This is a genomic window from Desulfobaculum sp. (assembly GCF_054921475.1).
The window spans coordinates 1-7,765 of the sequence record NZ_JBUDSW010000177.1 but is presented as its reverse complement, the minus strand read 5'-3'; the positions used below and the strand labels follow the sequence as shown (position 1 = coordinate 7,765).

4 protein-coding genes and 1 pseudogene are annotated in these 7,765 nt (G+C 60.2%); all 5 read right to left on the bottom strand.

From position 1 onward, the window contains the following. Positions 1-495, bottom strand: a pseudogene (locus ACY69P_RS11625) (glutamate synthase-related protein); the annotation flags it as partial. A 416-nt stretch (positions 496-911) separates the two neighbouring features. Then, on the bottom strand, positions 912-1,610 hold the full coding sequence (locus ACY69P_RS11620) for a thermonuclease family protein (RefSeq protein WP_462327584.1): 699 nt from the start codon (positions 1,608-1,610) through the stop codon (positions 912-914). 116 nt (positions 1,611-1,726) lie between these two features. After that, positions 1,727-3,496, bottom strand: coding sequence for an RNA polymerase sigma factor RpoD (rpoD, locus tag ACY69P_RS11615; RefSeq protein ID WP_462327583.1), 1,770 nt, complete (start codon positions 3,494-3,496; stop codon positions 1,727-1,729). Continuing rightward, positions 3,483-5,273, bottom strand: coding sequence for a DNA primase (gene dnaG / locus ACY69P_RS11610; RefSeq protein ID WP_462327582.1), 1,791 nt, complete (start codon positions 5,271-5,273; stop codon positions 3,483-3,485). Before dnaG ends, rpoD begins: the two co-directional genes overlap by 14 nt. 69 nt (positions 5,274-5,342) lie before the next feature. Further along, the gene (locus ACY69P_RS11605; protein WP_462327581.1) at positions 5,343-7,643 is read right to left on the bottom strand and encodes an endonuclease MutS2; all 2,301 of its coding nucleotides are present in this window, start codon (positions 7,641-7,643) and stop codon (positions 5,343-5,345) included. Positions 7,644-7,765: the final 122 nt, after the last annotated feature.

Sequence of the window (7,765 nt, the reverse complement as noted above, 5' to 3'; positions counted from 1 at the left end):
CATCTGCACATCAAACAGCACGCGCCCACCGGAATTCAGCTCCGCCTGCGGCAGAATGCCCGCCACCTGCCAAAACAGCGGCGCTTCGGCAGCGGCCAGCGGACCAAGCTCGGTATCGCGCGTGTTGCCGATGACTTCGTGCAGCAACTCCGCGCCGCGCTCGGCAAACAGCGTGCGCACGCGGGACATAATGGTGTCCGCGTTGTCGCGCGTCTGGTGAGGCAGCAAAATATGACCAACGAAGAAGCCTCGGCTCTCGGCCAAATGGCGCGAGAGTCCGGCCTTTTCCAGACGCCCCGCCCATACCTCGCGCGGGATGTCCGTCATGACGCCGCAGCCGTCACCTTCGTTATTGATGTCGCCCGAGCGGTGGGCCATCTTTTTTAGAGCTTCTATGGTCTTGACGATGTTGGCGTGGGACGAGCGCCCGCGCTTATCGATAAAGGCTATGATTGCGCATGCATCTTGTTCTTGGGCGATTGGAGTGCGTTGCATTGATTGTTCCCTCTTGCGGTACACCGAGGCTCTGCTGAAAAGTTTGAGGTCCATCGGTCTGCCCTCTTCCCATCGCACGTGGGGGCCGCGCCCTCGCCGAGAGGGCGTGCGCAGCCGGGGCAGACTCAGCAACTATCAGGACGCCCGGCGGCGGATGGCGGCGCGCCAGAGCCTGCACAAATTGCGGCACAACATGGCGCGTTGGGGGCCTTTTCCGCCAGCGGTGGCGGCAGGCCGCGCACAACAGCGCGAACCAGCGCCAAGCCGGGCATATTCCCCATTATCTCATGTAAGGGTCGGTCAGAATACGGTTTTCGCAGAACAGCGTCAAACAGAAAGAGAATTTTTGCCATTTCTGAAATTTTTGAAATAACAAAAATGGAAAACACAAAGCAAATCAGAATGTTAAACAGGCATCACCGCACCTGCCACCACGGCGAGAGCGAACGCGCGGCGCTATAGCCGTGCATATAGACGTCCTCCAGCGAGGAGAACTCCACGCGGTTGCGGGGGGATATCTTTTTCACCCGGCTGTTGCCCGCCGGATAGGCGCGGTGGCTTCTGGCGTTGCCCACCCACGGCCCGCTCGCCACGGGCTGACCAAGCACGCGCGGCCAAAAACCGCGCTCGTGGCTGATGGCCTCGCGCTGCACAGCAATATAGCGCGAAATAAGCTCCGCCGGGTGGTCGGGGAACCAATACAGCGAGGCGTGCCCACTGCGTAAAAGTTCCTCGTTCACATTGGTGCCATCCAGCAGAATGATTTCACCAAGCACGCGCCCGTAGCGGTCTGCCCCGCGCCCAACAGGACGCACGTGAAACGGCCGCCCGCCCACAAGCTCCTGCAACGCGCCGCGCGAGCGGCCGGAATAGTACTGCCCCGGCGCGCCATGCTTGCCCGTTTCCGGCGCATCAATGCCCGTCAGCCGTACCCATGTGCCGCCAACCAGCTGAACGGTGTCGCCGTCGGGAATCCACTTGGCCCATGCCAGTTCATCCGCGGACGTCGTGCACCCTGTGCCGTGCCCCAGAACAAGGAAAAGCGCCAAAGCCACAGCGCATGCGACACCGCGCCATGCACGCTGCCTGCGCCCAAAGAACCGAATTCCACTCATACCTGCAAAATACTCCAGGCGCATCAATGCGTCAAAAAGCGCCCTGCCCTGCCAAACGAAAACGGCCCGCATGGTAAGCCATGCGGGCCGCGATGTCTGAGCAGGGAGGCGTAAGGCTAGTTTTCGTAGTACGACCTCAGCTGGGCACTCCTCACGGGGTGGCGCAGTTTGCGCAGTGCCTTTGCTTCAATCTGACGAATACGCTCTCGCGTGACGTTAAAGAGCTTGCCGACCTCTTCGAGGGTGTGGTCGCTCTTCTCGCCGATGCCAAAGCGCTTGCGCAGCACCTGTTCCTCGCGGGGGGTCAGGTCGGACAGCACTCCGGCAATCTGTTCGCCGAGCTTGGTATTGACCACTTCCTCTGCGGGTGCGGCGGCCTTTTTGTCTTCGATAAAATCTCCAAGGCTCGAATCCTCTTCGTCGCCGATGGGCGTTTCGAGGGAGATGGGTTCCTTGGCGATTTTGAGCACCTTCTTCACCTTGTCCAGCGGGTAGTCCATGCGCTCGGCGATTTCTTCCGGCGTTGGGTCGCGTCCCAGCTCCTGCACAAGGTAGCGCGAGGTGCGGATAAGTTTGTTGATAGTCTCTATCATATGCACGGGGATACGAATCGTGCGGGCCTGGTCCGCAATGGCGCGGGTAATGGCCTGACGAATCCACCACGTGGCGTAGGTCGAGAACTTGTAGCCGCGCTGGTACTCGAACTTGTCCACGGCCTTCATGAGGCCGATGTTGCCTTCCTGAATCAGGTCCAGGAACTGGAGGCCACGGTTCGTGTACTTTTTGGCGATGGACACGACAAGGCGCAGGTTTGCGCGGATAAGCTCCTGCTTGGCGCGGTAGGCCATGCGGTTGCCGTGTTTGATGCGCCACAGCACTTCTTCGAGGTCGTGCACCTGATGGCAGCACTTGTCCTCAAGGCGCTTGAGGATTTCAATCTTGCCGGAGATGATTTCCTTAAAGGAGAACATCTCCTCCACGGTGAGTCCCAGCTCGCCAGCGGCGACCACGGGGTTAATCTCGCGGGCGTCGAGCTGGTCGAACAGGTCGCGGATTTCCTGCGTGGGCTTACCGGTGGACAGCAGGTAGGCGGAAAGGTCACGCTGACAGTTGTGCATCTGGCGCACGTAGTCGTTCACACGCTCGATGATGCCGTCGATAAGCGTCTTTTCGAGCTTGATGTCACGCAGCCTGTTAACGATGTTTTCCTTGTAGTCCAAAATCTCCTGCTGGAGATCGACCACTTTCTTTTCCGTGGTGGCGCACTCGTCCTGCTTGATGTACAGGTCGCGCTTGTCGATGTAGATTTCCCCAATTTCGTTGAGGAGGTGAATAACGCGCTGGCGCTGGTTCATCTCGTCTTCGCTGGGGTCGTCTTCCTCGATGGTCTTCACGACGTCCTTGAGCTTGACACTGCCGTCGTCAAGGTCCTCACCAATGGAGACCAGTTCTTCGATGGCGACGGGCACTTCGACAAGGGCGTACAAGACGTCCAGCTCGCCCTCTTCGATCTTTTTGGCGATGTCCACTTCGCCGTCGCGGTCGAGCAGGGACACAGCGCCCATCTCGCGCAGGTACATACGCACGGGGTCCGTGCTGCGCGAGGCGTAGTCCGTAGAGCTTTCCTCGCTCTCGGCCAGTTCCAGACCGGAGTCGTCGTCACTGCTCTCCTGCGCATTGGCCAAGCGGATTTCGTCGCCTTCCTTTTCGGTGTCGACGATGGCGATGTCCATCTGCTCGAAGATGCCGATGACTTCTTCGATCTGATCCGGCTTGTTGATTTCGGAGGGCAGCGCCTTGCTGACTTCATCAAAGGTCAGAAAGCCCTTTTTCTTGCCCTGCGCGATCAACGCCTTGATCTGCTGGATTTCCTTAATGTTGCTCATCTAGCCTCCCTAAGATCTCCTGCTGCAACTGCAACAGCCGCTGCACTTCGGCGTGGTCGCCATTCATTTGCGCCCGTCGCAAGGCGTCGATGGTGAACCGCTTTTGGCAGTTCAGCTGGACGCGCGAAAGATGCTCGCACACATCGCACCACTCTTTGTCCACTTGCTCTTCGCTGTCTGGTCCATCGAGGTTGCATTCCACCCAATACCGCTTTTCCGGTTCCGTAAGCAACGCAAAGATATCGGCATCCGGATGGGTGACCATCTTCCCCCACAGACCATTGGCGAAGGGGGTTGAAAGAGCTTCCCCCATGCCCCTTGATTCCAGCTCCCGCACAAAGCGGGGGTTGCGTACGGCAAACCGCATGAGCTGGCGGTCAAGCTTTTCTCCCCGTGTGGACTGAGCGGTCCGGCGTGGCTGGTTTCCACCACCAGAACCCGCACCGCCTGAGGCGGCAGCCGCTTCCCGCGTGCTGGCCTGCAGACGTTTTCGTAAATCCTGTTCGTTTAGTCCTATATTGAGGGCCACCTCGGAAATCAGCGAGGATTTCCACTCCGGGTTTTTCAGCCCGCTCAGGAATTTGTGGACCCAGTCCACCATTTCCCGTGTTGAGGTGCGCCCAACGGTTCTCAGACAGAACTTGAGTCCGTCCTCTGCCGACTCCATAAGCTGCGCGAACGCGTCCGCCCCTTGCGTCTGCAGCAGGCTGTCCACGTCCTCGCCATCGGGCAGAAGGACTACGCGACACTTGAGCCCCTGTTCAAGAATCATCTCGCTGGAGCGCAGTGCCGCCTTGCGCCCTGCACCGTCGCCGTCAAAGACAAGGTACAGGTCGGAGCAGAAGCCACCAAGGCGCCGCACCTGATGCGGGGTCAGCGCCGTTCCCAGCACGCCGCAGGCATTGGTAAAGCCATACTGGTGCAGGGACAGAACGTCCGTATAGCCCTCCGTGAGTAGCGCGGTCTTCTTATGCGCTATGGTCCGGCGGGCCTGAAACAAGCCGTAGAGGTGGTCGCCCTTCACATAGATGGGCGATTCGCTGCTGTTGAGGTATTTCGGGTCGTTGCCTGTGAGCGTTCGCGCGCCAAAGGCAATAACCTGACCTGAAAGGTTATGTATGGGGAACATGAGCCGGCCACGAAACCGGTCGTAAACATTGCCCCGTTCGTTCTTTACCAGCAAGCCTGCGGCTGCCGCGCGGTCCGGGGCAAAGCCCCGTGTGCGCAGGTGCTTTTCCAGCGCGTGCCAGTCGTCCAGGCTGTATCCCAGCCCAAACGCCGAAACCACTTCCGGCGAAAGCCCGCGTGAGACGATGTAGTCCCGCGCAATCTTGCCCGAAGGCGCGTCCAGATTCGCACGAAAAAACTCACCGGCCAGCGAGTGCATCTTGATGCTGTCGCTGCGCGCGCGTCGTCTGGCGTCCGCCTCCGGATCCGGCTTAACGGTGGCCAGCTCCACGCCGAGTTCCTCGGCAAGCTGCGTCAGCCCTTCACGGAAGTCCAGCCCGTTGATCTGACAGTAGAAATCTATCACATCACCGGAAGCTCGGCATCCAAAACAATAAAAATATCCGTCTGGATGCACCGTGAAGGACGGTTTGGTTTCCTGATGGAACGGACATGGAGCCATCCAACGTCCACCAGCGCGCTTGAGGTCCACATATTTGCGGACCAGCTCGACAATGTCGAGCCGCGACTTGATGGCTGCAATCACTCCAGAATCGAACTTTGCCATGCCCTTTCCTGAATGTTCTGCCACTCCCGGCTTCGGCGGCACTTGCGCCGCGCCCCGAGCGCAACACGTTCAGGGCGCTATGGCGCCACATGCCCCGTCAGGCGGGACTCGCTATTTCAACTCCACAATGGTCATCCCATCGCCGCCCTGATCCTCTGGGGCCAGAGCAAAATGGTCGACCGGGGGAAAAGTCCGTAAAAAGTCGTGCACTTCGCGGCGCAGTGCGCCGGTTCCGCGCCCGTGGATAATCTCCAGCCGATTCTGGCCGGACAGCACCGCGTTGTCCAAGTAGCGCGCCACCTCGGCCACAGCGTCATCCGCGCGCATGCCGCGCAGGTCCACCGTCAGGGCCGTAGGCGCCGAGGGCGCCACACTGCCGCCGGATGCGGCCTTGGGCTTCTCGGCATTTTTGGTGGCCGGTGCCAGGTCGGAGAACTTGACCCACACGGACACGCCGCCCATGTCGATCTTGACGCGCTTTTTTCTGTCGTCCTTCTCCTGTGCCACACCGCACTTGCCCCAGGAGCCGTACACGTAGGACTCGCCGACTTCGACGTCCTCCCACTGGAACTCCTTGGGCTGCTCCGCCGTGGCGGATGCGGCCCCGCTTCCGGCGAGCTTTTTACGCTCCTCGGCCAGCTTTTTGCGGGCTTCCTTGTGACCGATGCGGCCGTCGCGCCATTCCTTCAGAACGGTCTGGGCCTGCGCCTGAATCTCATCGATAAGGGCGCGCTTTTCGCGCTCGAACCGCTCGTTGAAGCGCACGCGCTTGTCGTGGAGCTTCTTGCGTTCGGCTTCAAGGCCTTCCAATTCTTCAGCACGGGACACGGCTAGCGCGTTCAGGCGCTCCACAATCTTGGAGGTGTCCGAACCGTCCAGCAACAGGTACTGTTCGGCGCGCTCCAGAATCTCTGCGGGCAGACCGTGCTCCTTGGCCACATCCAGCGCCTGACTGGCGCCCACCTGGTCATAGGCAAGGCGGTACAGGGGCTTTTTGGTCTGCGGATGAAAGAGCACCGACGCGGCGCGCACGCGCTCCTTACTCAGGGCGTAGGCCTTAAGCGCCGGGAAGTGCGTTGCCACACCAAGCCACGCGTCACGATCCAAGATGGAGTCCACAACCGCCTGCGCAAGGGCCGCGCCCTGGCTCGGGTCGGTTCCGGCTCCAAACTCATCCATAATCACGAGTGTGCGAGAGTCAACTGCACCAAAGGCGCTGGACAGATGTTTTATCTGCGCCGTAAAGGTGGACAGCGAGTTTTCAATGCTCTGCTCATCGCCAAGTACAACGAAAACTTTATCCCACGCCGGAACGCAACTGCCCTCGGCGGCACTCACCGGCAAACCAGACAGCGCCATCAGCGCGCACAGACCAAGGGTCTTGAGGCACACCGTTTTGCCGCCCGCGTTGCCGCCGCTGACCACCAGCGCCTGCTGGCCGTCCTCAAGCTCCAAATCAACGGGCACGGCGCTGCCGCTCTTCATAAGCAGCGGATGCCGCACGTCGCGCAGACGCAGCGGGCTGTCCTCGCCAATTTCAATGGTGCGCGCGCCATACTCGCCCGCAAAGGCGGCCTTGGCGCACAGCATATCGCACATCACCACAAAGCCGTAGCTTGCCTGAAGCGCGTCAAACTCCTGCCGCGCAAGGTCCGTCAAATAACGGAAGACCTTACGCTCGGCTTCGCGCTCCTCCTGCTTGAGGTCCTGCAACTCGTTGTTGAGGTCCACAAGGAAAAGCGGCTCGCAGTAGCAGGTTTCCCCGGTCTGCGAGTAGTCGTGAATGATGCCGCGCACGCGTCCCTTGGCGTTCGCCTTCAAGGGCACCACGTAACGGTCGGACGAAATGGTGACATAATCGTCCTGCAGAAAATGCGACAGCCCTTCGCCCTCGATGAAGTCCTTCACGCGCTTGGAGCAGCGGTTGTGGACGGAGCGAATCTCCTGACGCACGGAAAACAGCTCCGGCGACGCTTCGTCGCGGAGGTTGCCGTCGCGCCCGAGGCAACGCTTCAGGGCGGCGTGCAGCTTTTGCGGCCAGTCTGTTCCCGCCTTCTCGGCAAGAAGGGGGAAGCGTTCTTCGTCGGCCTCGGCGAGGCTCTCACGGGTTTCCTTCACCACGCCCAGCACATCGGCCAGCGCCCACAGGGCGTCCAAATCCAGAAGCGCCGTGGGGCGTTCCAGATACGCAAAAAGCCCATCAAGGGAAGGAAAACCGCGAAGCCTGAAGCGCGTTTCCGCACTCCAGGCCAGCCACTGCCTCATGACTTCGAGTTCCTGCGCAAGGGCAGTTTTATCCGCAAAGGGGCGGATGCCCTTCACGCTCTCGGCGCCGGGCTCGGATACGCAGTATCCGGCAACCAACGCCAGGACCTTGGGGAACTCAAGAAGCTGATATGTTCGAGAATCCATATGGTTCTAGTATTACTCTCGTGGCAAAAAATCAGGAATTAAGCTTGGAGCGGACAAGCGCGGACAGAGCCTTGCCGTCAATGCGGCCCTTGTAGGCGGCCGTGATGGCCCCCATCACCTTG

Bases quoted from the DNA above. Each gene is read 5' to 3' on its own strand.
- ACY69P_RS11620 (WP_462327584.1), bottom strand. From the start codon at position 1,610: ATGAGTGGAATTCGGTTCTTTGGGCGCAGGCAGCGTGCATGGCGCGGT.
- rpoD (WP_462327583.1), bottom strand. From the start codon at position 3,496: ATGAGCAACATTAAGGAAATCCAGCAGATCAAGGCGTTGATCGCGCAG.
- ACY69P_RS11605 (WP_462327581.1), bottom strand. From the start codon at position 7,643: ATGGATTCTCGAACATATCAGCTTCTTGAGTTCCCCAAGGTCCTGGCG.